The organism is Paenibacillus sp. 01T47 (genome assembly GCF_056398245.1).
Window position 1 is genome coordinate 58,154 of sequence record NZ_JBFTPA010000023.1, and the last position, 23,990, is coordinate 82,143.

Sequence of the window (23,990 nt, forward strand, 5' to 3'; positions counted from 1 at the left end):
TCTCCTCCTGAACGCTCCCCTTACAATTGAGGTATAGAAAGCGCACAAGAGGAGGAGAAATTTTGAGAACATTAACAGCCGTATTACTAGGCGCAGGCAGCAGAGGGAGATACATTTACGGGCCGTATGCGGAGAAATTTCCGAATGAATTAAAAATGGTTGCTGTAGCTGAACCAAATGAAGAACGCAGAAATCGGTTTGCAGAAATCCATCAAATCGACCAAGAGCATGTGTATGACAGCTGGGAAAAAGTATTTGAGCAAGGGCGTATAGCAGATGTCATGATCATCTGCACACTCGATCGGATGCATTATATTCCGGCGATGAAGGCCATGGAGCTCGGTTATCACGTTCTGCTTGAGAAGCCGATGTCGCCTTCACTTACGGAATGCATTCAGCTTGAGCAGGCATCACTGCGGCATAAAAGGCTGCTTGTTGTTACGCATGTGCTTCGGTATTCACCATTTTGGTCTGGGATTAAAAAATGTATCGAGGACGGAGAGCTTGGCACGGTGGGTACGATTCAATTAACGGAGAATGTCGGTTATCAGCATATGACGCATAGTTATGTGCGCGGCAATTGGCGGAATTCAGAGGAGACAAGTCCAATGATTTTGGCCAAATCGTGCCACGATTTGGATATTATCTCCTGGCTTATGGATCAGCCTTGTACAAGCGTTAGCTCGTACGGCTCTTTACTGCATTTTAGATCGGAGAATGCTCCGGATGGTTCAGCGGAACGCTGCATTGATGGCTGCGCTGTCGAGAAGGAATGTGCTTTCTCAGCGATAAAGATGTATATGCAGGCGCCGGATCACGCTTGGGCGAGATATATGACGAATGATTTGTCACAAGAGGGTATTCTGAAAGCGCTGAAGGAAGGACCGTTTGGACGTTGTGTATACCGCTGCGATAACAATGTCGTTGACCATCAGGTTGTGAATATGCAATTCGAGAATGGAGCGAATGCATCGTTCATTATGTCAGGATTGACGCAAAGCGGAACACGCCGTGTTCAAATGATGGGCACAAAGGGTGAAATTATTGGCGATATGGAGAAAGGTTCTTTTACGCTGTATCGTTATGCAACGGGAGAACAGCTTGAAATTCGCTGCAGCGTCCAAGGGGATGGCCACGGAGGCGGAGATGATCGGATGGTAAGCTCGTTCCTGAGAAACGTTTGCCAATTTGACAGCAATCCTTCACATGGCTTGACCTCTGCAACGGCGTCGCTGCAAAGCCATCTGATAGCATTTGCGTCGGAGCATTCGAGGCTGCATGAGGGGCTTGCGATCAAACTGTCGGATATGCTTGAGAAGCAAGAGCTGCCTGCATAAGGTAAACAGACAGGTTGAGATAAGGTGTCTCCATAGTGGTCAGCTCGCTGGAGCTGTAAGTACCCTTTTGTGTTTAATCATTGTGCAGCCGTCAGCGGCGCACAACATGCTAAGAGCACTCCCCTAACGAACTGTATTAAGCTTATTGTACAGAAAATTACCTGTTTTAAGTTTTAACGAATCTTAATGTCGTTATTTCATGCTTTATAAGATGTTATGCCTCATTTTTCTCGATATAACGATTCTGGAGTTCGTTAGAATTTCAAAACGATACGAATAGTCTAAATAAGAGCTGCTAGGTTCGTTAGCGATATATGCTTTAACGATGGCCGCTAGCAACAGAGCATTTTGAGCGTCAATAGTTGAGGCGGATTGTGTGAATACGCATAAATGCGAAAGTAGAATGCGTTGCAAAATTAAATCTATCGCTTCCATGCAAGGCACGAATAAAAAAGGGTGTGTCTCAAAAGAGATAAACTCTCTGGAGAGATAGCTCGATTTTATTAATAATCATGCAGCTGATGAAAAATGGCGTCACAGAAATTTATTTCTGTGACGCCATTCCCTATTTGGGTCTATTTATTTTGAGATAGGCCCATTTATTTGTCCATGACAAGGGCAATCTGGGCGGTGAAATGAGACAAGTAAACAAATGTATATCAAAGTCATAAGTTATCTCTTTGAAAGTCGGGTCAAGTTTCTTAAAGTAACAGTAAGAACATGGCTGCAAGCTTCTACATCGGTTGCGATGGAATCTTAGGAAGGAGGATTGAGTGCTGCAAAAGACTTAAAGCAGGCTTGAAATGAAACCTATTGTATTGCATGTTTAGTAGACTTTTTATTTGAGAATAGAAAGGGAGCTGTCATTAATGAAAAGAAGTAAAAGCTGGATAGCTATCGCATTGATAAGTGCCCTGTTGTTGACACTGGTTCCGGCAGTACAAGCGGAAGATGGACAAGATCAAGGACAGGATCAGGGACAGTCTGCATTCCGTAATCTTGCTGCGGGGCTTGGATATGAATGGTCCGAAGCGCCGGAGGCTATGTACCCGGATGATCATAATAAGCTGACGGATGGCATTTATGGCAAGTTGGATATGTCGGACCCGGCTTGGGTAGGACATGTGAAGAAGATGACACGCGAGGTTGTGTTTGATTTAGGGGAGAAGAAATCTATCTCGAGCATTAAAGCGCGATTTTTGCAGGATTGGCCTGACAACACTATGCTTGTGCCGTTGACGGTCTCAATGTACGTATCCGACGACAAAGAAAATTGGGGAACGCTTTCACACAATTCAACCAAGCTGCTTTGGGGGGATGGGCCGCCAAGAGAAGAGGTATATGACTGGAATGGAAGCAGAGATGGCATCAAAAGCGGGAATTCTGATGCGGAGATGGCTTATGCCCGTTATGTGAAAGTAACCTTCTCGATGCATACGAGAGCTTGGACCTTCATTGATGAAATCGAAATATGGGGCGCAGATGGAAAAGTGGAAGGAGCGGAAGAAGTTGCCGCTGAGCAGCCGAGCTACTTAGAGCCGGGAGAAGCAACGGCTGGCATTCGTAATCTTGGATTGCTCTATAACGGACAATATGCGAATGATAAGGGTACTTGGACGAAGGATCGGATTATTCCTAATATCAGTTACGTAGATCGGGCCGGGGAACCAGTGGATTGGCTTTTTGACGGCGTTCTTTATCTTGGACTTACATCGCCGGCCGGAAATGCGTTTGGCGGAGGAGCTACGCTGGAGGACTGGAAATGGTACCTGAACAAAACATTTGCAGAAACAGGCGATATGCAGCAGCTAAACGAAGCGGCGATGGAAGTTGGAAGCAAGCTGAATCAGCCTGATCATAAGGTAAAGGTTGTTTTAATGATTCCAGACCCAGGTGAGTATGTGAACGATTTCGGAGATATTGACGGAGATGGTATATCTGAAAGCTTCAATGCTTCTGAAGTTGGAGAAATGAAAGCGTATGCAAATAGAGAGAAAGCGATACAGTGGTGGTTAAATGAAGCGGAACAAAAATGGGCATCAAACCATTACTCTCATCTTGAGCTTGCCGGCATGTACTGGCTGGAGGAACAAATCAGTACAAGCGCGACAGGGCCGAATTTAATTCGTTCGACGAGTAATAAAGTGCATGCTCAGAACTTGAAGCTTTTCTGGATACCGCACTTCTTAGCTTACAAAAGCCATATGTGGAAGGATGTCGGGATAGATGCAGTAGCCTTCCAGCCAAACTACTTTTTCGAGCCATTGGATGAGGATCGTCTGAAAGACGCCACGAACATAGCGAAGCAGTATGGGATGGGCGTTGAGCTTGAGTTTGATGATCGTATGGTGACTGATGGCGTGTTTAGGGAGCGGTATGTTGATTATTTAAACAGCGGCGTCCAAACCGGCTTTATGCAATCAGCCTTTAAAGCCTACTACCAAGGTAATAATGCTGTATTTGATACGGCGGTAAGTGCTGATCCTGCAACACGCATTTTGTACGATTGGCTCTATCAATTTATAAATGGAACATATCAAGCGAACAACGCCGCCCCTCCAAAGGCAGAAGTACAAATGAATGGCCAAGTGCTTCAAAGCGGAGTGGCTATTTCGGAAAGAGAACCCATTTCGTTTACATGGAAATTAATCAATGATGATGGAAGTGGATTGAATAAAGTAACAGCTACCTTTAATGGCAAGCCTTACACAGAAGGAACGGTTATAAATTTGGCAGGCAAGCCAGGAAAACATGAGCTTGTCATTACCGTAGCAGCAGGCAAATCGGAGAAAACATTTTATGTGATTGAAGCGAGTACCAGCGCATCCGATTTGAAAACATTAATTGAAAGCTACAAGGAAACCAAACAAATCACGAATGACGAAGCAGCTCGCTCGCTGAACAATTATTTGGAGATGATGAGCCGGTTCGAAGGAAACGACAAGTCGAAGTTTACCAAGTACTTAAAAGGCTTTAATGCGAAGCTGGAGCTTCTGAAAAAAGAGCATATGATTACAGACGGGGCGTACAGCACGCTGAAGGAAGACGTCTATTACCTGCTTGGAAATTTGGCACAGAATAAGGCCGCGGAAGCATCTACAGTAGAAGCCGATAATCCAAATTATGCTCCGGGGAAAGCAGTTGATGGATTCCCTTCAACAAGATGGGCAAGTGAACTGCTGAACAACACATGGTTCCAGGTCGATCTCGGTGAAGTGACGGAGATGGACACTGTAACGATTGATTGGGAATACGCTCGCGCAAAAACCTATAAATTACTCGTCTCCGATGATAAGCAAAATTGGAAGAGTGTGATCAAGGAAAATGACGGCGTAATTATGGCGAAGGACGGCAAAGAAACGGTTCATTTTGACCCGATCAAAGCTAGATACATTAAATTTGAAGGGATCGAAAGAGCAACATTTTACGGATATTCGTTCTATGAATTTGGCGTTTATCACATATCGGGAGCAGAGGAAGCCAAGCCTATTGAAGGCATTAAAACTACGGTAGATGCGGCATCCAAAAAAGTAACTTTAGACGGTCTGGTAATGAATGGCGATCTTGCAAACGTAAGTTTGAAAGTCGTCGATCCACAAGGCAAAGTTCACTATGAAGCGAAGAAGATGAGTGAAGCTGCTGGAAACTTTCAATTCGACTTTACACTTACAGGTGAACTAGAGGGAACCTATGAGGCCTATCTAGCAACAGATGATATGAGTGAACCGGAGAAGATTACTTTTGAATACAAGAAAGAGATTGAGCTTATTAAGACGATAGAAGGCGTTAAAGCAGGATTAGATGCTGCAGCAAAAAAAGTAACAATTGATGGGATAGTGGTGAATGGCGATCATACAAAAGTAAGCTTGAAGGTGCTTGATCCACAAGGCAAGGTAAATTACACAGCCGAGACGACGAGTACAGAAACTGGAAACTTTCAATTCGCATTTACATTGACAGGTGATGTAGAGGGGATCTATGAGGCGTATCTAGCATTAGATGATATGAGCGAGCCTAAACGGGTTACTTTTGAGTACAAGAAAGCATCGACTGGCGGAGGAGGCGGGGACTCGGTCATTTCCACTCCTGACTTGTTCCAGCTGCAATCAGATGGTTCTGTCAAAGCGGAAATGAGCACTAAGCTTGATCCAAGTGGAACGATGGCTGTCGGTGTGGTCAGTGAACAAGAACTGCAGAAGGCGATAGCTCGGGCGAAAGCAGATAAAGACGGAAAGCTGAAAGCAATGATTATGCTTAAGAAAAACGGCGAGGCAGCGAAGTATGCTTTGGATCTTCCTGTATCCTTCTTGTCTGAGCATCCTAACTTGCTTATTGAAGTAACGACGCCTAAAGCAACGATCTTGCTTTCTGGACAGATGCTGGTGAAGTCAGCAGAGCTTGGCAAGGAGCTGCGGCTTATCGTTGGCGAGCGGGACCTTAAAACGTTGAAGCAGGATGTACAGATCCAGATAGGTGAAAGAGCAGTCGTTGAGCTTTCGGCGCTATTGGATGGAAAGGCTTATACATGGACCAATGCAAAGGCACCGATTACCGTTACGGTCCCGTATTTGTTAACAGGCAGCGAGACAGCGTCAAGCATCGGTATATTGTCCATTAATGAACAAGGAACAGCATCAGCAATTGCGGCAGCAGCCTATTCCGACTCAGATAAACATATCAGGTTCCAAATAGACCGCATGGGCATCTATGCAGTATTTTATAAACAGCCCGCAGCAGCCTTTACAGATCTCGGCAAATACTCTTGGGCGCAGGAAGCGGTTGAGAAGTTGGCTGCCTTAGGTATTGTAAAAGGAACATCGGCTACAACCTTCAGCCCGGCTGTACAGGTAAGCCGAGCAGACTTTATTCTAATGCTTGTAAGAGCGTTAGGCTTGAAGGCGGAGGCAAGCGATGCATTCACAGATGTTCAGCCACAGGATTATTTTTATGATGCAGTGGCTATTGCCAAGAAGTTAGGTATCGTTACCGGCATGGAGGGTGGACGATTTGAGCCGAAGGCAAAGATAACAAGGCAAGATATGATGGTTATGGCAGCGCGGGCATTAAAGGTAGCGGAAGCGTTAGAGCTACCTAGCGATATTGCATCGCTCAGCAGCTTCAAGGATGCAGATAAGGTGCCAGATTATGCAGCCAGCAGCATAGCAGGCATGATTGAGCTAGGTCTCATTCAAGGAGATGGCGGCATGATCAAGCCAAGCAATCATACTACCCGTGCTGAAACTGCAGTGTTTCTTTACCGAATCTTGAATTTGCTATCAGCGAAAGAATAGATTAACGAGGCACTATGACAGGAAGCAGCTTAATCAAGCTAAAGAAGAGGAGCCCCATGCGGGGCCCCTCTTCTTTTCTTCGTATATAGCAGATTAGACGGTTGTCCGATCCTCTTGCGCCAGCTTCGTATAGTACAGCTTGAAAATGAGATCCTGATTATAGTTTCCGAAACCAGAGCCGAATAAAGTAAAGCCGCCAATATGCTCAGCATCCTCCAAAATCGCAATACGGAACGTCCAGTGACTGTTGCTAATATCAATCTGGTCGAGACTTACATCCGAGAGCCTAAGGCCGTCCATGTAAGTGCCATCCTTCTTAATAATCAACCGCTTCAATAAACCGAACTGGTTGACATCATCAAACCACCAAGGTGGATTAAGCTTGCCTTTTCCGCCATAATCGGCAGGGCTCGTCCACATGCCAACATTTACACCATTAAAGAAAAACGTAAGATCCGAAGGCCAGTTCATATTGGTGAGAGGCGCTTCAGACGAAATTTCCATCGAAATTTCGAGCTCGTCTGGACTCTCGCTCGTTAATAGGAAGTTAGGAATTTTGTATTCGATATAACCTTGCGAGAACCATAATATTTTGGCGTTCACGCGATCGGGATCAAGAAAGTAGCGGGGGTCGTCGAAAATTCCGATAACCTTTTCCGTCGTGCAAATGCCGCAAGTAGGAACGATGTTGAGATCGGTATAGTGTCCGATGGAAACCTCGGTTCTGCGTGACTCGCGCTGTACGACGTCCTTGCGGGGGAATGCTATTTCAAGTCCATCCATGCTAAGCGAGCACACCTTCTGAGCGGCACCGCCTTTGCCGGGGGTCATTTCGGATTTGATAATTCCGGCCTTCTCCAGCTTTTTTACGTGCATTGTCATGATTGCACTGCTTAAGCCTAAAGCCTCTGCCAGCTCGCGAATGTTCATTGATTTTTTGGAGAGCAGGTGAATCATTTGAATGCGTACATTACTCGATATAGCCTCAAATATAGGCAGGCTTTGCTCTGATAGCTCGATTTTCAAGGGTTACCTCCGAATAAGAGTTATTATTAATACATATGTGAATGTTTAGAGTAGGCTATAGTTTGTAATATACATGAAAATAGTCGAAATCACAAGGAATATTGCTTGAAATAGCCGCTGCAAGCCATGAAGAAGATAACCATATTGTAAATTAATTCGCCGTATCGTTTACTTGTGTGTACAAATTCATTTTTTTTGGATAAGCTTTATAAAATGAATATTTTTTGGTAGCATAATTATTAGTAAATGATCTAACAAATCTGTTTCCATAAAGAAAGGTGACCTTATTCATGCACATTGATCTTTCTAATAAAACAGCTTTAATCACAGGAGCTACTGGCGATTTAGGACGGGTTATGGCACGTACACTGGCAAGCTGCGGCGCTAACATCGTTCTGCACTACAATAATAACGAAGCAAAGGCCAAAGAATTGCAGACGGAAATTACAGCTATGGGCAGAAAAGCGATGATCGTACAGGCAGACGTAACAAATGAGCAGCATATTAATGAAATGAAAGCTAAAGTAACAGAGGAACTCGGCCATGTAGACATCGTTGTCGCTAACGCGGTCATTCAGTACCAATGGACAAGCATACTAGAACAGCCTGTTGCTGATTATGTTAGCCAATTCGAATCCTGCGTATTGCAAAGCGTCTTTTTAGCGAAAGCTTTTGTGCCGGCGATGATCGAGCGGGGCGGCGGTAGAGTCATTGGCATCAACACCGAATGCGCGATGCAAAATTTTGCGGGACAATCAGCCTATACAGCTGGGAAACGCGGGATGGATGGCGTCTATCGTGTGTTAGCGAAAGAAGCTGGGGAGCATCATATTACGGTTAATCAGGTTGCGCCAGGGTGGACCATCAGTGATCGCGATCGTGCTACTGGTACGGAGGAGAACCTTGCTTATTCACAAAACGTTCCGCTTAAACGCAGAGGAACGGACCAAGAGATTGCCAATACGGTCGCTTTTCTAGCATCGGATCTAGCAAGCTTTATAACTGGCGCTTACATTCCTGTAAACGGCGGAAACGTTATGCCTGCCATCTAGAATAAGGGAGAGTTAAGAGGATGAGCCCCAGAAAACGATTGTGGCGCATATGGGCAGCTTTAGGCAGCATGAGAATGGAGGGGAAGCTATTTATCGTTTTCCTGCTTCTAATCACGCTGCCGTTATCGTTTATAGGCTACATCTCATATAGCAATTACTCGCGTTCGATTGAGGAGAAAACGATTGTCTATTCGACCAAAATGCTTGAGAACATGATGGTTCGTGTTGACGATTATATCGAGGATATGATTCGTATTTCCTCCATTCCTGCGTACCAGAACGATATCAAACAAAATCTGATTCTCTCGAACAGCTATTACGAGAAAAGGCAGCAAACGTCGATCGATAATAGCAATCAGGTGCCTGACGATTTTGACCTTCTGCTCTTGATCCAGCGAGGCATAGAGGGGAATATTTCGTTCATCAATACGATAAAACGCGGCGCCAACTCGGTTTATATATTTGATCAGTTCGGCAACGGCTATTATTCTACAGCTGGGGGCGGCATTCGGCTGAACGTGAAGGAGAGCTATGAGAAATGGCGAGAGCTCATTAATACTTCCGGCGGTGAAGCGAGACTGTTCAGCACGCAAAAATATACGAGCAATTTGCAGAGCGTCAAATATGCGTTTACCGTCGTTCGCAAGGTAATTGATAAATCGCTTAAGCCTATCGGCATGATTGCGGTGGATGCGAATATTAGCGTCATTGAGGATCAAATGAGTGAGCTCGATAAGGTGACAAATGGAAAATCGGTCATTATCGATGAGCTTGGCAATGTCGTTTATGACAGCGACAAGCAGCGAATGGCCACAAACATTATGAGTGATCCTACGGTAGCCCAAGCAAAGGGCACGAAGGGGAGCTTTTATTTTGAGCGTGACGGTGTTAATCGTTTATACATTTATACGACCTCGCCCAATACGAAATGGAAGGTAATGACCTCCATTCCGGACAGTGAGCTGACGAAAGATGCCGTTGTCATTCGCAACGTAACCTGGATCGCTACAATTATTACGATTATCGTCGCGCTTTTTATTTCTGTTGTGTTTTCCTTTGCACTAACGAATCCGCTCCGCAAAATGATGCGATTGATGAAGAACGTGCAGGAGGGTGACTTTAACGTTCAGTTTCAAGTGAAATATCGGGACGAGGTAGGCCAGCTAGGCAATCAGTTCAACCGAATGATTGTCCGAATTGATCACCTCATTCAGGATATTTATTTGATGGAGACAAAGAAGAAGGAAGCTGAACTGCACGCGCTGCAAAGCCAGATCAATCCGCATTTCATGTATAATACGCTCGAATCGATCCGAATGGCGGCTGAGCTGAACGACGATCAGATCGCAGCCGACATGATTGCCATACTCGGAAAGCTGCTGCGATACAGCATAAGCGATTTGCATGAGGAAGTAACGCTGGAGAATGAGGTTCTGCATATGCGCAACTATGTGGAAATGCTTAATTATCGTTATCCGAACCGCTTCCATTTAGAAACGCATATAACCGATGACATGCTGAAGTATCCTATGATTAAGCTTGTGCTGCAGCCCATTGTCGAGAATGCAATTTATCACGGCATGGATGACAATAAGGCCTCGATGAGAATTGTGATGAGCAGCGAGCGTACGCCGCTTGGTGTACTGCTTCGCATAAAAGATGATGGGCTTGGCATGGATGAGGATACATTAGATCGCTTAAACCGTTCACTTGCAGGATCGGAGGAAGCGGTCGTCAAGCGCAAATCAGGCGGAATCGGCTTGAAAAATGTAAACGAGCGTATCAAGCTCCACTACGGAAACGTGTATGGCTTGAAGGTGACCAGTGAATGGGGTAAAGGCACCGAGGTTATTTTACAGTTTCCACTATAATGAGGGAGAGACGCTGCATGAACAAATACATTTGTATGCTGCTGCTTATTGTTCTTTTGTCCAGCATAGGCTTGACGGGATGCCAGAAGGCACAAGGCAACAGCGAAAAGGAAAAGGAGCCCGTTAGCAAAGAGGAACAAGTTGGTCAAAATGTGACGATTAACGTAATGACCAATCGTGTTGATCTGATGGAGAATGGCGTGTTTCAAAAATATGCCGATCAATTTGCACAGCTGAATCCTGGCGTAACGGTCAAGTTTGAGGGCATAACCAATTATGCCAGCGATATTATGCTGCGCTTATCCACTCGCAGCTTAGGCGATGTGCTGCTGCTTCCGAACAATATTAAAAATGAAGACTTGCCTGATTATTTTGAGCCGCTAAGCGATAGCTTGTTCGAGCATATTCATTTTGCAGACTTTAAAGCCTATGCTGGACAACGCTTTGGCATTGCTACCGGCGCTTCCACGACAGGGATCGTATATAATAAGCAAGCTTTCAAAAAGGCAGGCATTACACAAATCCCAACGACGTTGGAGCAGTTTTATGCAGCATGCGAGAAGCTGAAGAAAGCCGGCATTGTGCCTGTCTATCTGAACTATGGCGCTCAGTGGCCGCTTATGACTTGGGGCGAGGATCTAGTCAGCTATATGACTGGTAATGCCGACTATTTAAATAATATGGTCAACACGGACGAGCCGTGGACTATTGATAATGCATGGGGACAGTCAATTTCCATCGTCAAGACATTAATATCAAAAGGTTATGTGGAAAACCAATTACTCACGAATCAATGGGAAACATCCAAAAAAGAGCTTGCTGACGGTAGAGCTGCCATGTATTTAATGGGTAACTGGGTCATCAATCAAGTTATTGCAGCGGGTGCGAAATCGGAAGATATCGGCTTCTTCCCATTCCCTTACGACAATAGCGAGAAGCGCTTCTCGCCGCTAAGCCCGGATTGGTTTGTGGGTGTAAGCAAGTTTAGCGAGAACAAGGAGCTTGCCGAGGCGTGGGTCAAATTTTTTGTAAACGAATCTGGTTATGTTGATGATTCTGGCTTCTTGCCTGTGATTGAGGATAAGCAGCCTTCCTTGCCGCAATTTCAACAGTTTCTATCGTTCAACATCGAATTTCTGGAGCGAAGAGTGCCAGACGACCTCTTACTTGAAATTGCGAATACAGCTCAAATTGCATTTTGGTCCGGCGATTATATTCAAGAGTGGATTGCCTCTCCAGATTTGCAGAAGGTGTTTACCGAATACAATAGGCGCTGGAAAGAAGCGCGAACCATTACTGAAAGCTAAGGTGGACTACCGATGTCAAACAAGGTTACCATGCAGCAAATTGCTGATTATTTAAGCGTATCAAAGTTTGTTGTCTCGAAGGCGCTCTCTGGCAAAGGCGGCGTCAGTGAGGCAACACAGGAGCGGGTTATTCAAGCGGCATCGCAGCTGGGTTATTTTACGCAAAAGAATGCTTATGTGAAAACAATGAAGCTTGAGCAGCTTCCCAAAACGCCTGCCGCCCACAAACAATCGGTGCTTGTGCTTATGCCTAATATTCGCTTTCAAACGAAGGAGTCGCTGTATTGGGGAAGAATCCTCGATGGGATTGCTTCGCGATTGGAGGAAGATGGTTATGGCATGGTCATTGTGTCAGAGCAAAGCGTTGATCATTTCCTTCATTTCTTGAACCCGAATGGCATATTGGGGCTTATCGGCGTGGGAGAAATTTCAACTCCGCTGCTGTTAGAGGTGCATCGCATCGGCTTGCCAATGGTGCTCGTGGATCATGAGGATATGTTGATTCCTAGCGATACGGTGTTTACGAACAATTATGATTCTATGTATCGCTTGACGAAACATTTGATTGGTAAAGGACATACGCAGCTGTGCTTTATTGGGGATATGAATTATTCGCGGAGCTTTAAGGACCGGTTTCTTGGGTTCCGAAGTGTACTGGAGGAGCAAGCTCTGGTCGAGCCTAGGTTTCAAATGAGCAATGACTGTTATCTTCCCGTTGAAGGTTTTGAGCATGAGCAGTTTCAAGAGCCAATAAAACAGTGGGCAATCAAAAGGCTCAAGGCAAAAACGATGCCAACGGCGCTTCTATGTGCAAATGACATGATCGGTATCGGTGCGATTGATGCCATGAAGGAGCTAGGTATTGCGGTTCCGGAAGAGGTGTCCATTACAGGCTATGACAACATTGACGATTCCTATCGCATGACACCTTCTTTGTCGACGGTGCATGTGCCTAAGGAAGCGCTTGGCAAGCGTGCGGTAGAGAGGCTGATTAGCAGAATAACGAACAAGCAGGAGCCGATGGAGAAGCTGCTTGTAGCTGGAGAGATCTTGTACCGAGAGTCAACGGCGCAGGTGAAAGCATGACTTATGACATAGGTTGATGTATGAACAATGAAGTTTAAATGGATGAATTGCTTATGATTTGTCATATTGATAACGATTTCGAATATAATTATAAATATATATTGTATATATTATATATACAAAATTCGCGATATTCGACAAGGAAAGTGGTTAAGAACGCTCGATTTATAGGAAAAAAGCTATAAATTAGCGTCTTCCTTAGTTCTAAAGAAGGGTAATTTACTTCATTCGACAAAGATGTGGGTATTGCCTAAAAAGAGGCTAACCTATATTATATATTACAAATATTAATATGGAGCTTGGTGATAGCAAATGAATTCAACAGTCCGTACGCCGCTTTACCAGAAAATCCAGGATTATATCCGCGAGTTGATTGCTACGGAAGGCTTGAAGGCGGGGGACCGCATTCCGACCGAAAAAGATCTAATGAAGTTGTTTAACGTCAGTAAAATAACTGTAGTGAATGCGATGGTCGGACTTGCGAACGATGGAATCATTTCCCGAGTACCGGGAAAGGGCAGCTTCGTCAGCAATGATGGGCCGGTAGAAGTTGATGAGACAGTGTCGGCTACGCAGACAGTTGGTTTAGAAAGAGCGGCAACCCAGAATAAAACGCGTATGATTGGTCTCGTTATGCCATCTATTTATGATTATTTTGCCATCCGTTTAGTTGAGGGAGTGCAGAGGGCGCTAAGAGAAAAGGGCTACCGAAGCATGATTTTGCTGTCTGAGGGCGATGTGGATAAAGAGAAAGAAGCGTTTAAGACGCTAAAGGAATTCGGTACGGACGGTTTGCTTGTATTTCCCGTAGATGAAGAGAATTATAACGAAGAAATATTAAATATGAAGTTCAATGGCTACCCCTTTGTACTTATCGATCGTTTCCTGCCTGGCGTAGAAACCAATTATATCGCTGCGGATGGAAGGCTTGGAACAAGCCTTGCAGTCGAATATATGTGGGAGCTTGGGCACCGGGAAATTGCGATTTGCTCAGATTCTCCGCTGCAAACGGTTACGGTACAGGAGCGGATTGAAGGTTATATGGACGCTTTGAAAAACAAAGGCGCACTCATTAATCCGGCTCATATTATTACCGATTTTAATGTTGGCAGTCTTAAGGATGCGGAGAAGCACCCGTTATACCGCTATATTCGCAACCGAATGGCTACAGCGTATATTACGCTTAACGGAAGGCTGGCTGTTCGAATTTATCAAATGGCTAGGCAAGCGGGGCTTCGCGTGCCTGAGGATTTGTCTATTATCAGCTTCGATGACCCGACATCTATCGTAGATGAGTTCAGCTTGTTTACACATATTAATCAATTTGAGCATGATATGGGTTACCGTGCAGCAAGCACACTGATCAACATTATTGAGAATGGGGTAGACCCAAACAATAGATATAGCAAAACGCTGCTTAATCCTGAGCTGGTTATCCGCCAAACGACTGGACCAAGACCAGTTCAATAATTGAATAAGCGATAAAATTGAGAATCTTTTCCGCAAAGGAAAAGATTTTTTTATTTATATATTGAATATATTGAATCTATATATTATATTATGAATAAGACGAATGTTTATAAAGCTTGGTTGTAAAATTCATATAGCGAAGTTTTGAATAGTTTCGCGAGTACGATCTGAAAACGCTAACATTTTGAAGTCGATAGGCATGTATGGGAAAAAGCCTGTATGAAATATAGAACTGGATGATAAAGGAGACCTACAAATGCCATACGAAAAAGTGAGAACGGAGCAGTTGAAGTCGCTGTTGGACCGGTTGAAGGAACAAATCTACAAGCCGCTTACGGATTTGAAAGTAACTGCTTGGGTTACTGAGGAGCCGGTTTCTTACGAGGATAGGGAGTCAGGCCGGAAGATTGAACTCGCTGCGGGAGACCGCTGGGGAAATCTTTGGGACTGCGCTTGGTTTCACTTTAGTGGAAAAGTACCGCAAGAGGCGAAGGGCTCCAAAATTGTGCTTCTTATCGATGTGAATGGTGAGCTTTGTTTAGTAGATGAAGAGGGAACACCTACTCAGGGCTTAACGAATATAAATTCTGAGTTTGATTATAGCCTTGGCCTTCCTGGCAAACGTGTTGTACACATTAGTGAAAGCGCGCAGGGAGATGAAGAAATTGATTTGTGGGGCGACGCAGGCTGCAACGACCTGTTCGGTCGCTTCCGCAGCGGCACTTTGAAGGAAGCCCAAATCGCAATCTGCCACGAGAATGTCCATCAGCTTTATTATGACGCTGAGGTACTTCTGGAGACGGCAGATCGTTTGCCTGAAGGGTCAGCACGCAGAGCACGCATTTTGCAGTCTTTGTATGAAGCCTCTCATATCCTTACATCTTTGAGTGAAGAAAGAGTAGCTAAGGCATCGAGACTACTGCGTGAGCAGCTTGATAAACGCGGCGGAGATCCAGTGCTTACTATTAGTGCCGTCGGCCACGCGCATATGGATCTGGCTTGGTTATGGCCTATCCGTGAAACCATCCGTAAGGGAGCACGCACATTTTCAACAGTGCTGCGGATGATGGAACGTTACCCTGACTACATCTTTGGAGCAAGCCAGCCACAGCTTTATGATTGGATGAAAATCCATTATCCGAAGCTGTATGCAAGCATCAAAGAGCGTGTGCAAGAAGGGCGCTGGGAGCTGCAAGGCGCAATGTGGGTTGAATCGGATACTAACGTACCTAGCGGGGAAGCGTTGATTCGTCAAATCCTTTACGGGAAACGGTATTTCCAAGCAGAGTTTGGTCAAGAGATGAAGTCGCTTTGGATGCCGGACGTATTTGGATACACAGCGAGCTTGCCTCAAATTTTGAAAAAATCAGGCGTTGATTACATGATGACGCAGAAGCTGTCATGGAGCATTTACAACCGTCATCCCCACCATACGTTCCACTGGGAAGGAATCGACGGCTCGCGTGTCCTGACTCATATGCCGCCTGAGGATACGTATAACAGCCCGGCTGCACCTCGTTCTATTGTGAAGGCAGAGAATGAATATATGGACAAAAACGTATCGGAAAATTGTCTCATGTTGTTCGGAATCGGCGATGGAGGAGGCGGCCCTGGCGAGGAGCATCTCGAGAGATTGCAGCGGGAGAAAAATCTACTTGGCCTTAGCCCAGTTGTTCAAGAGCATTCTTCACAATTTTTTGAGAAGCTTGCAGTTGGCTCTGATCGTTATCAAGTGTGGTCCGGGGAGCTTTATCTGGAGCGCCATCAAGGAACGCTGACGAGCCAAGCGCGCAATAAACGGTATAACCGTAAGCTTGAGAAAGCTTTGCGCGAGCTTGAATATGCAGCTGTCTTGGCTGAAAGAACAAAGGGCAAACCTTATCCTGCGCAGGAGCTGGAAACGATATGGAAAGAAGTGCTGCTCTATCAATTCCATGATATATTGCCAGGCTCCTCTATTAAACGCGTATATGATGAATCGTTGGAGAGATACGCAATACTGCTGGACCGTGTCGAGCAGTTAATTTCCGAAGCGTACGAAGCGGTGGCACAATCCGTACCTGCTGAGAAAGGCTCTGAGGTAATCTTTAACTCCCTGTCATGGGATCGGGAAGAATGGTTTGAAAACAATGGCACATGGCAGCGGGTTCGTATTCCTGCTATGGGATATGCCGTTGCAACTGGTTCACTAGCGCTTGCTGAGACGGCAGCAGCTGAAGCAGAAATTGCAGCTGCCCGGACGCAAGAGAAAACAGCGGCAAATAACCTCTTTCCTGATATGAGGGCATCGGCTATCGATCGGATAATGGAAAATGATTTGTTATCGGTTACGTTCGCTGAAGACTTCACGATTATATCCATCATTGATAAAGAGCTTGGCCGGGAAATCATCCCGCATGGCCAGAAGGCGAATGAACTCAGCCTGTATCATGATGAGGGCGATGCATGGGATATTAAACAAGATTATCGCCTCTCGGGAGGAGTACCGCTTGAGCCATCTGAATCATCAGCTTTCCAAGATGGACCAACGGTAGGCTTGCTGCTTGTATATCGGTTTGGTCAATCAACAATGACGCAGAAGGTCATCCTGACTCAAGGCAGCCGCCGTATCGATTTCGTTACGGACGTTGATTGGAAGGAATCAGCGAAGATGCTGCGTACATCCTTCCCTGTCAATATTCGTTCGGACAGCGCAAGCTGTGAAATTCAGTTCGGCTACTTGAAACGCCCTACACATCGCAATACGCTGTGGGATTATGCGAAGGATGAAATTTGCGCTCATCAATGGATCGATCTTTCGGAGTCGGATTATGGCGTCGCACTTCTCAATGATTGCAAATACGGACATCGTGCTTGGCAGAATGTGCTGGATTTGAATCTTTTGCGCAGTACATCGTATCCAGATCCAGAAGCCGATCAAGCAGAGCATCAGTTTACGTATTCCTTGTACCCGCATAAAGGGGATCATGTTCAGGCAGAGGTTTATAAGCGTGGATATGAGCTTAACGTACCACTGCGTTCGGTAAGCATGACAGCAAGCGACGAGGCACAGCATTTGCCAGCAGCAAAATCATTTTTCAGCGTTGACCATTCCAATGTAATGGTTGAAACGGTGAAGCAGGCAGAGGACGGAGATGATCTAATCATCCGTTTATATGAAACCGCAGGAACACATCTTAAGGCAAAACTCATTGCAGCTATGAACGAAGCGGATGCTTGGCTTACTGATTTGATGGAAACACCCATCGATAGAATCCATGCGGAGGAAGGGGCTTACCACCTGGCCTTTACTCCATTTGAAATAAAAACGATCCGTTTGGCAAGGAGGTAAAGCATATGACAGAGTCAGTATTGTGGAAACGGATTTGGCGGCACAAACTATTTTATTTGTTTATGCTGCCCGGCATCATCTGGTTTTTCCTCTTTTCCTACGTCCCACTTTTTGGCGTACAAGTGGCATTTCGTGATTTCATGTTCTCTGGGGGCTTCACTGGAAGCCCCTGGGCAGGACTGAAATACTTCCAGCAGTTTTTCTCCTATTATCAGTCATTCGAGTTGATCCGCAACACGATTATCATCAGTCTCATGAAGCTTCTTATCGGATTTGCAATGCCTATATGTCTTGCAATTCTATTGAACGAGGTTCGCAACATTAAATTTAAGAAAACCGTGCAAACGCTTTCTTATTTACCGTATTTCGTTTCATGGATTGTCGTTGTTACGCTGATGCAGCGTCTTCTTACTCCATCTGGAGGTCCAATCAATGAATTGCTTGGTGTGTTTGGTGTAGAACCGATTCAGTTCTTGAACAATACAACATGGTTTTATCAAATCGTTGTAGGCTCAGATATTTGGAAAAACATCGGGTGGAACTCGATCATCTATATGGCAGCAATCGCCGGCATTGACCAGCAGCTTTACGAGGCGGCTAAGATCGACGGCGCTGGGCGCACTCGCCAGATGTGGCATGTAACGCTTCCTGGTATTCGCAACATTGCCGTTATTTTGTTCATACTCTCGGCCGGCAGCTTAATGAGCGCTGGTTATGAGCAGCTGCTCCTGCTGAACGGTCCGGCTACCGCCGCAATCGGCAGCGTACTCGATGTGCATGTTATCAGCTCCGGTATAGGTGAAGGCCGATTAAGTTATGCGGCTGCTGTAGGATTATTCCAGAGTGTCATTGCACTCATTCTTATCGTGACTGTCAACCGAATTGCTCGCAAGGTTAGCGACGTATCCCTGTTTTAAGGAGTGGTTTGATATGGCGAAAAGCCGATTTTCTATATTTAGCATTTGTAATTATATTTTCTTAACGTTGTTCGGATTGTCGATGATCTACCCGTTTATTTACATTCTGGTCTACTCGCTCAACGATGGAAAAGATTCGATGATGGGTGCGCTTTATTTCTTCCCTCGTAAATTTACACTGGACAATTACGTAGAGGTTTTTGATAATGCCCGCATTTGGCAGGCCTACAAAATCACGCTGCTTCGAACGGTGCTCGGCACATTCCTGCACGTAGGTCTTTGTACGCTGATGGCTTATGCGCTTTCCAAAAAAACGCTGCCAGGAAGAACATTTTTTACGTATTACATCTTTTTGCCAACGATATTCAGCGCTGGATTCATTCCGTATTTCATCACTTTGCAGAAGCTGCATCTGATCAACAGTTTTTGGGTATATGTCATTCCGATGCTGTTCAATTTCATGCATATTGTCATTCTTCGAACGTTCCTGCAAGGCATACCGGAGGAGCTTGAAGAATCGGCACGAATTGACGGCTACGGTGACTTTCAAATATTCCTTAAAATCATACTACCGTTATCGGGTCCAGTTCTTGCGACTATCGCTTTGTTTATCGGGGTTTCGCATTGGAACGACTGGTTTACAGGCGCCTATTATGTGTCGGATAAAAATCTGATACCAGTTCAAACGCTGCTGCAAGAATTGCTGACCGAAGCGGAAGCGCTATCATCCTCCATGCAGAGAGCGGCGCAGCAAGGCGGTCAGACCGTCAGCGTCAATGTGGCTGGGGCAACACCGGAATCGCTTCGAATGGCTTTGCTCGTTATCACGGTGTTTCCGATCTTGTGTATTTACCCGTTTTTGCAGCGTTACTTCGTCAAGGGCGTTATGATTGGCTCGGTCAAAGGATAATCGTCCGCATTCGGGACTTTATCATATTTCATTACAGTTCACGGGAGGGTTTTTATGAAGAACAAAAGAGCAAAAAGCACTTCGTTGTTACTCGCAGTAACTCTGATGGCGGTTACGCTGTTTGGCTGCAGCAACAACAACGGTGGCGCCGTCAATAAGCCTTCGGACAACGCGGGCACAACTAACAGCGGTACAGAGCAAAAAGAGGTGAAACTCAAAGTTCTTCACAACTGGAACGGCTCCAGCGGCAGCGACACAGACACGACGGCGATCGAGAAGGTTATTAAAGAAAAAACGGGGATTACGATCGAGTGGGAATATACAAAGGGCAGTGAAGTTGAGAAAGTGAACACCATTTTTGCAACTCAAGATATGCCTGATATTTACACAGGTCCAGCTTGGGGCGGAGAGCTAGATGGAATTATAAAAGCAGCGAAGGAAGACCAATTGGTCGATCTTTCGGATAAGCTGGACAAATATCCAAATCTAGCAAAAGCGATTCAGAAAGACAATGTTCCGCCAGCGCTTTATGAGAAAGCTTTTGATGTGTATGACGGCAAGCAGTTCTTGCTTTACCAGAACCACCCTGCAACACCTGAGGATGCAATGGATTGGCTTTATGGCTTCTACGTCCGCAAGGATATTGCTGAGAAGGTTGGAGTAGACCCGCAATCCGTACGTACAAAGGAAGAGCTTTACAGCTTCCTGAAAAAAATCAAGGACGCTGACCTGAAGGAAAATGGCATGTCTGTTATTCCTCTCGGAGGCTTCCATAACGGCTGGGCTGTCGGTATCGGCAATACGATGTTCTATGGCTCTGGTTATGTAGATAAAGGTGATGGAACGCTGGAAAACAGCTTCTTCTCGAAACAATACGAGGATTATACGCTGTATTACCGCAAGCTGATCTCCGAAGGTCTGCTTGATCTTGAAGCGTTTACGCAAACCGATCCAATCGCGAATGAGAAAATCAAGCAAGGCCGTATTGCAGTGCTGGCTGCCCACTATCCAGCGATTCTCGATGCTTCCAAGGACTATGTGAAAGCGCATCCAGGCAGCGATTATATTCCTGTTGGCCCGCTTGAGCGTGCTGGCGCTGCTGCAGACCGTCCTGCTGACCTATCTATTCAAGGAAACAACGTTACCGTTATTCCGAAAAAATCGAAAAACGTAGATGCAGCGCTTCGCTTGCTGGACTATCTTGCTTCTGATGAAGGTTTCCTTCTCGTACGTTACGGCATTCAAGGCGAACATTGGGATATGGAAAACGGCAAGCCTGTAGCCAAAAAAGAATGGTTTGATAAATTCTCAGCGGATACAACTGGCAAGATGAAGAAAAACGAAGGCATGGGCATTGGCCTTGAGAGCATGTCTGGCCAAGACCGCATCAACTCCGTTGGCGCTGGAGACATCTGGTCTGATCAGGATCGTCTGGCAGCAATGGATAATGCGCGTAAAATTTTACGTCCTAACGGTATTAGTGTTATTTCGGCATACAATCCTGGCGACGTTATGATTAAGTCTCCACAGTGGGAAATGCTGAAGCCATCCATGGACAAAATAGGCGACGTCTGGAAAGAAGCGATTTATGCGAAATCGGATGAAGCGGCACTGAAAATCATTAATGATCTTCGCGGACAGATGAATAAAACAGGCTATAAAGAAGCAATGCAGTTTACTAATGACAACTTGAAAGGCAAGGAAGTTGCTTTGTTTGGAATGGCAAACTAAAGGAGGCTTCTCGCTTTGACGAAGGGTTTGGGACAACGAGCAGAGTGGACCGGTTTTCAGGAATCAAGGCCGTATGGCCCGAAGTATGATTTGCGGACCGATTTTGTCATGGTATACGGAATATCTGATGATTTGCCTGAGCGGATCGAAGGCTGGAGAAATGCCGGCTATAAGATTCATTTGATGACAGGTGTATCTTGGGGGGAGTATCAGGACTACTTGTACGGTCGATTCGACGGACGGGAGCACTGGGATGAAGCTCAAATGGACCGCAGCGGAAATCATCTGCTTCATGGCAAGGATGTTCCTTATATGGTTCCGACCATTGCCTTCGCTGAATATTTGGCTTCTCATATTAAACGGGCAATCGACTCTGGCGCAGAAGCGATTCATTTGGAAGAGCCGGAATTTTGGGCGGCATCTGGTTATTCCGATGCGTTCAAGCGGGAGTGGCTGAATTATTACGGGGAGGATTGGATTCCTCCCCACTCCTCGCCAGACGCTCAGTACAGAGCATCCAAGCTGAAGGCGGCAATGTACTATCGTGCGCTTGACCGGCTTTGCAGTCAAATGAAGGAATATTCCTTAGTAACCTACGGTAGAACGGTGCGTTTCTATGTCCCAACTCACAGCTTGATCAATTACACGCAGTGGCGAATTATAAGTCCTGAGGCGCTGCTCGTGTCGATGCCTGGCTGTGACGGTTTCATTGCTCAGATCTGGACGGGAACGGCTCGTACTCCGAACGTTTATAAGGGGCTGCGCAGAGAGCGAACCTTCGAGACGGCATATTTGGAATATGGAATTATGCAGGAGCTCACTCGTGGGACGGGGCGTGAAATGTGGTTCCTTCACGATCCGATAGAGGATAACCCTAGATACAGCTGGAGCGACTATCGTAAAAACTATCGTTCTACTGTTGTTGCTTCCCTGCTGCATCCTGAGGTGAAGCAATACGAGGTATGCCCATGGCCGCGCCGTGTATTCGAGGGCAGCTACCCGACTGAGGACGGGAAAGGAAAAGAAATGATCCCGGGTGACTATGCGACCGTGCTTCTGACGGTCATGAATGTGCTGCGCGACATGCATAACCATGATGAGGTTGCTGGAGACGACGCCTATACAGCTGGCATTGGCCTTTGCTTATCCAACTCTGCAATGTATCAACGCGGGGACGTTATCCGTGAAGGCGAGCAGGAAGGCGAAGCCGCCAAATATGACGGAACGAGTTCAGCTGAAGAGCTGAGTGAAGAGCAGAAGGAGCTTCTTGACTGGTCGTCCTTTTACGGACTCGCGCTTCCGCTCGTGAAGGTAGGCATTCCGCTAAGACCGGTACAGCTGGACAATATTTTGACCTTCCCAGGGTATTTGGATCATTACCGGGTGCTGCTGCTCAGCTACGAATTTATGAAGCCGGAGCATCCGGGCATTCATCAAGCTATCGGACAATGGGTGAGGGAGGGCGGCATACTCATCTATGTCGGTGACGGCTCGGACCCCTATCATGAAGTACGGGAATGGTGGAACCGTGAGAACAGCCGCCGCTCTTACATGCGTCCGGAAGAACATTTATTCGAGTCGCTTGGCTTAGGTAGAAACCCGGAGCAAGGAGAGTTTACGGTAGGCAGCGGTGCTGTTTTATTTTACCGTGAGAATCCAGCGGAGTTGTCCCGTTCTGAAGCGGGTGCAGCTCTTATACGGAGTGCTGTAAAAAGGTCGCTCGAGATCCGCGGAGAAATGGTTGATTATAAGGAAAGCACCTCGCTGCATATTAGACGGGGGCCTTATGTCATTACTCATGTGCTGGATGAGAGGGAAGCGGATGATTCAATCATTCTGGAAGGATTGTTCGTTGATTTGTTCGAAGCGAGCATGCCTGTGAAACATTCCGTGGAAATCAAATCGGGCGAGGACAGCTTGTTGTTTGATTTGAACTACTCGGATAAACAGCTGGGAGAAACAAGTATTCTTGTTAGTTCGTCACGCATTCGTGAGGAGCTGTTGGCTGAAAACGGAATTTCCTTTGTTTCAGAGTCACCGCTGGACATCACGGTTAGTACGCGCCTGCGTGTTCCAAGTGAGCCTAGCAGCGTCACAGCTGGTGATCAAGCGGCATCATACGAGTATGATGGAGAGTCAGGAACGGTGCTTCTTCGCTATCCAGGCATTCCGGAAGGAATTGCAGTAAGCGTGGAATGGTAATGCGATAACAAACAAACGATTGAAGGGGCTGTCCCAAAGTGATGAACTCACTGGAGAGATAGCTGGATATGAATATTGAAAAAATGGCGTCACAGAGATTTAATCCTGTGACGCCATTTTTCTATTTTGGTCTATTGATGTTTGCTTAAGCAAATGGTGGACAAGCGAATTTTGGCGTATGATCGAGGTGGGAAATGGAGCAATAAGCACATATATGTTCTTACAGCGAGAGAAAAAGCTAGGTTTGTTGTCTGTAAGCACATATATGCGCTTATAGAGTAGCTGCGGCGTATGATCGAGGTAGGAAATGGAGCAATAAGCACGTATATGTTCTTACAGCGAGAGAAAGGGCTAGGTTTGTTGTCTGTAAGCACATATATGCGCTTATAGAGTAGCTGCGGCGTATGATCGAGGTAGGAAATGGACAAATAAGCACGTATATGTTCTTACAGCGAGAGA

General features: G+C 45.8%; 13 protein-coding genes. 12 read left to right on the forward strand and 1 reads right to left on the reverse strand.

Translation table 11 applies throughout. The features are described from left to right. Positions 1-62 precede the first annotated feature (62 nt). The gene (locus AC1DOV_RS29935; protein ID WP_477551801.1) at positions 63-1,337 is read left to right on the forward strand and encodes a Gfo/Idh/MocA family protein; all 1,275 of its coding nucleotides are present in this window, start codon (positions 63-65) and stop codon (positions 1,335-1,337) included. An 869-nt stretch (positions 1,338-2,206) separates the two neighbouring features. Further along, the gene (locus AC1DOV_RS29940; RefSeq protein ID WP_477551802.1) at positions 2,207-6,628 is read left to right on the forward strand and encodes a DUF4855 domain-containing protein; all 4,422 of its coding nucleotides are present in this window, start codon (positions 2,207-2,209) and stop codon (positions 6,626-6,628) included. 93 nt (positions 6,629-6,721) lie between these two features. Here the strand turns inward: AC1DOV_RS29940 and AC1DOV_RS29945 are convergent, their stop codons facing one another. Further along, positions 6,722-7,654: an ArsR/SmtB family transcription factor gene (locus AC1DOV_RS29945; protein WP_076268999.1), complete on the reverse strand. Its 933-nt coding sequence runs from the start codon at positions 7,652-7,654 to the stop codon at positions 6,722-6,724. A gap of 290 nt (positions 7,655-7,944) precedes the next feature. On the opposite strand from AC1DOV_RS29945, the gene AC1DOV_RS29950 reads away from it, so the two are divergent. From AC1DOV_RS29950 to AC1DOV_RS29995, 10 genes are all read left to right on the forward strand, one after another. Next, the gene (locus AC1DOV_RS29950; protein WP_477551803.1) at positions 7,945-8,706 is read left to right on the forward strand and encodes an SDR family NAD(P)-dependent oxidoreductase; all 762 of its coding nucleotides are present in this window, start codon (positions 7,945-7,947) and stop codon (positions 8,704-8,706) included. Between the two features lie 20 nt (positions 8,707-8,726). Then, a complete protein-coding gene (locus tag AC1DOV_RS29955; RefSeq protein WP_477551804.1) occupies positions 8,727-10,577 on the forward strand; it encodes a cache domain-containing sensor histidine kinase in 1,851 nt (616 codons plus the stop codon). A gap of 17 nt (positions 10,578-10,594) precedes the next feature. Then, the gene (locus AC1DOV_RS29960) at positions 10,595-11,884 is read left to right on the forward strand and encodes an ABC transporter substrate-binding protein (protein ID WP_477512522.1); all 1,290 of its coding nucleotides are present in this window, start codon (positions 10,595-10,597) and stop codon (positions 11,882-11,884) included. A gap of 12 nt (positions 11,885-11,896) precedes the next feature. After that, positions 11,897-12,970 carry a LacI family DNA-binding transcriptional regulator gene (locus AC1DOV_RS29965; protein ID WP_339204673.1) on the forward strand — a complete coding sequence of 358 codons (1,074 nt, stop codon included), beginning with the start codon at positions 11,897-11,899 and terminating at the stop codon, positions 12,968-12,970. A 312-nt stretch (positions 12,971-13,282) separates the two neighbouring features. After that, positions 13,283-14,440: a GntR family transcriptional regulator gene (locus AC1DOV_RS29970; RefSeq protein WP_477551805.1), complete on the forward strand. Its 1,158-nt coding sequence runs from the start codon at positions 13,283-13,285 to the stop codon at positions 14,438-14,440. 256 nt (positions 14,441-14,696) lie between these two features. Beyond that, complete coding sequence (locus AC1DOV_RS29975; RefSeq protein ID WP_477551806.1) at positions 14,697-17,771, forward strand: alpha-mannosidase; 3,075 nt, start codon at positions 14,697-14,699, stop codon at positions 17,769-17,771. Between the two features lie 5 nt (positions 17,772-17,776). After that, positions 17,777-18,688, forward strand: coding sequence for an ABC transporter permease (locus AC1DOV_RS29980; RefSeq protein WP_076268992.1), 912 nt, complete (start codon positions 17,777-17,779; stop codon positions 18,686-18,688). Between the two features lie 13 nt (positions 18,689-18,701). Continuing rightward, the gene (locus AC1DOV_RS29985) at positions 18,702-19,598 is read left to right on the forward strand and encodes a carbohydrate ABC transporter permease (protein WP_339204670.1); all 897 of its coding nucleotides are present in this window, start codon (positions 18,702-18,704) and stop codon (positions 19,596-19,598) included. 54 nt (positions 19,599-19,652) lie between these two features. After that, the gene (locus AC1DOV_RS29990) at positions 19,653-21,329 is read left to right on the forward strand and encodes an extracellular solute-binding protein (RefSeq protein WP_339204669.1); all 1,677 of its coding nucleotides are present in this window, start codon (positions 19,653-19,655) and stop codon (positions 21,327-21,329) included. A gap of 15 nt (positions 21,330-21,344) precedes the next feature. Then, positions 21,345-23,531, forward strand: a complete 2,187-nt coding sequence (locus AC1DOV_RS29995) for a hypothetical protein (RefSeq protein WP_477512635.1) — start codon at positions 21,345-21,347, stop codon at positions 23,529-23,531. The last annotated feature ends 459 nt before the right edge of the window (positions 23,532-23,990 follow it).

Bases quoted from the DNA above. Each gene is read 5' to 3' on its own strand.
- AC1DOV_RS29940 (WP_477551802.1), top strand. From the start codon at position 2,207: ATGAAAAGAAGTAAAAGCTGGATAGCTATCGCATTGATAAGTGCCCTG.
- AC1DOV_RS29950 (WP_477551803.1), top strand. From the start codon at position 7,945: ATGCACATTGATCTTTCTAATAAAACAGCTTTAATCACAGGAGCTACT.
- AC1DOV_RS29955 (WP_477551804.1), top strand. From the start codon at position 8,727: ATGAGCCCCAGAAAACGATTGTGGCGCATATGGGCAGCTTTAGGCAGC.
- AC1DOV_RS29960 (WP_477512522.1), top strand. From the start codon at position 10,595: ATGAACAAATACATTTGTATGCTGCTGCTTATTGTTCTTTTGTCCAGC.
- AC1DOV_RS29965 (WP_339204673.1), top strand. From the start codon at position 11,897: ATGTCAAACAAGGTTACCATGCAGCAAATTGCTGATTATTTAAGCGTA.
- AC1DOV_RS29970 (WP_477551805.1), top strand. From the start codon at position 13,283: ATGAATTCAACAGTCCGTACGCCGCTTTACCAGAAAATCCAGGATTAT.
- AC1DOV_RS29975 (WP_477551806.1), top strand. From the start codon at position 14,697: ATGCCATACGAAAAAGTGAGAACGGAGCAGTTGAAGTCGCTGTTGGAC.
- AC1DOV_RS29980 (WP_076268992.1), top strand. From the start codon at position 17,777: ATGACAGAGTCAGTATTGTGGAAACGGATTTGGCGGCACAAACTATTT.
- AC1DOV_RS29985 (WP_339204670.1), top strand. From the start codon at position 18,702: ATGGCGAAAAGCCGATTTTCTATATTTAGCATTTGTAATTATATTTTC.
- AC1DOV_RS29990 (WP_339204669.1), top strand. From the start codon at position 19,653: ATGAAGAACAAAAGAGCAAAAAGCACTTCGTTGTTACTCGCAGTAACT.